Annotated in this window: 2 protein-coding genes; both read left to right on the top strand. The window is 42.1% G+C overall.

The window, feature by feature from the left end; translation table 11 throughout:
• The first annotated feature begins 649 nt into the window (after positions 1-649).
• Positions 650-1015, top strand: a complete 366-nt coding sequence (locus F6K23_RS40335; RefSeq protein ID WP_293166813.1) for a hypothetical protein — start codon at positions 650-652, stop codon at positions 1013-1015.
• A partial coding sequence (locus F6K23_RS40330) for a hypothetical protein (RefSeq protein ID WP_293166811.1) occupies positions 1015-1661 on the top strand: 647 nt, incomplete at its 3' end. The genes F6K23_RS40335 and F6K23_RS40330, both read left to right, overlap by 1 nt.

Raw genomic sequence — 1661 nt, 5'->3', positions numbered from 1 at the left:
CACAAAGGCTACGACGCTGAAAAAAGCTATATCCTCAAAGTGCTTGGACTCGGAGGCTGGTACAAATGGTGAATCAGATCATTGAAGTGGATCAATATCGTGTTTCAAACTGCAATTCGCAACTACGAGAAGACACTCTCATTGCGCTTGCTCACCTTGTGCAGGACTAGTTATCCCAAATCTCTTGCTGTTAGTTGGATTAAATACCTTTTAAGTCCGTATATATATGGACTTTTATTTTAATGTCTAGCTTTTCTTTTTATCTTCTTTAAGGAAGCCTTCTTCTTTCAATCCCCTTTGGATTAGAACTAAGGCAGCACGACTTAACGACCAATGGTTCTGCTCTGCATACTCACCCAGTACCTCTCTTAGCTCATTGCTTATGATCACGCCTATCTGGCTAGTCTTTTTTCCTGTAGGCATTCAGTCTAACTAAGTCATCATAAGTATTCTACTTCTTTTAACTTGCTCATGGCTTTTAGTGGCTGAATGGTCGTAGACTTCTTTAGACTTCTGCGCTATAGTGCTAATACTGTCGTAGACTTAATTAGTGAGTCTACGTTATAACCAAAGCATATAAGTCGTAGCGTCCGCAGTGCTTGTCCCGTTCTATTCAAACCATTGTCACATCACTAAGCAAACACAGTATATGGAGACACAAGAAACATTAAATACAATGACAATAAATAGTAAAAGTACTGATGAAGGTTTAACGCCAGAGGAAGCAAAAGAACTACACACCAAGCTCAACCGCTACTACCGCAATCGCAAACAAGGCAAGCGCAAAGCACGCCCAGTCCTCAGACCCATTGGCGACGTTGAAACCATACAAAAGAACCTAACCATCCAAAAATCACCAACCGATTGGGACAATCTGCCCAATGGGAGCCTATTTGCCGTAGACTCAGCAGGCTCATTGCTATTTACCAAAATCAGTAATTCCCGCGCACTCTGCCTTAACTTCATGAAGACTCAGCCAGTGGGTGGTGCCAGTTGCTATAGGATATTCGTGTAATGAAAATCGAACGAAAAAAGAGTCAGCGAGGGTCACTCACAGCTAAGGATAAAAGTCTTACTTCATACCATTCTAACCATCACCATACTGTTAGTTCTGAGAAGTATCTTCCCCCAGTCATCCAGGGAAAACTAACAGCCTTAGGTCAGAAGTTCGGATTGCCCTTCGACCTAGGAAAAATAGACCTAACAGGAAACTTAGCGGAGAATGTCAGGGCCCTCAGAAAAATAGCTGAACTGGCAGAGACCAACGCCAAGCTTCTGCCAGAAATGTTAAAGCTTGCACGCAAACTATGCCGAGCCGAAATTAAAGAGGCACAGTACTACCGAGCAGCAACCAAGATGGCACTAAGCCACCAAACTAAACTCGACAAGTATGCTGCTGATATCTTCCTCCAACTAGTCCAGCACGAAGCTAAATCTAGCAGATTAGAATATCGAACCAATCAAAAAGCCCAACTGATCAAACGCAGAGCTGAAGCTAGACGTAACTATTACCAAAATACCGAATACGCTACTGAAATTGAACTAATAGACCTAGAAATTGAAAACTTAGAAGCCAACAACAAACTCTTAAAAGAGAGCAAAACCAAGAAACTGGAATCAACTCAACAGCGTAAACAGAAACTCTTAGAGTACTACAACTC

The organism is Okeania sp. SIO2C9 (genome assembly GCF_010672455.1).
Taxonomy (GTDB): domain Bacteria; phylum Cyanobacteriota; class Cyanobacteriia; order Cyanobacteriales; family Microcoleaceae; genus Okeania.
The sequence above is the reverse complement of the archived record's forward strand: the minus strand, read 5'-3'. Positions and strand labels throughout refer to the sequence as shown.

Bases quoted from the DNA above. Each gene is read 5' to 3' on its own strand.
- F6K23_RS40335 (WP_293166813.1), top strand. From the start codon at position 650: ATGGAGACACAAGAAACATTAAATACAATGACAATAAATAGTAAAAGT.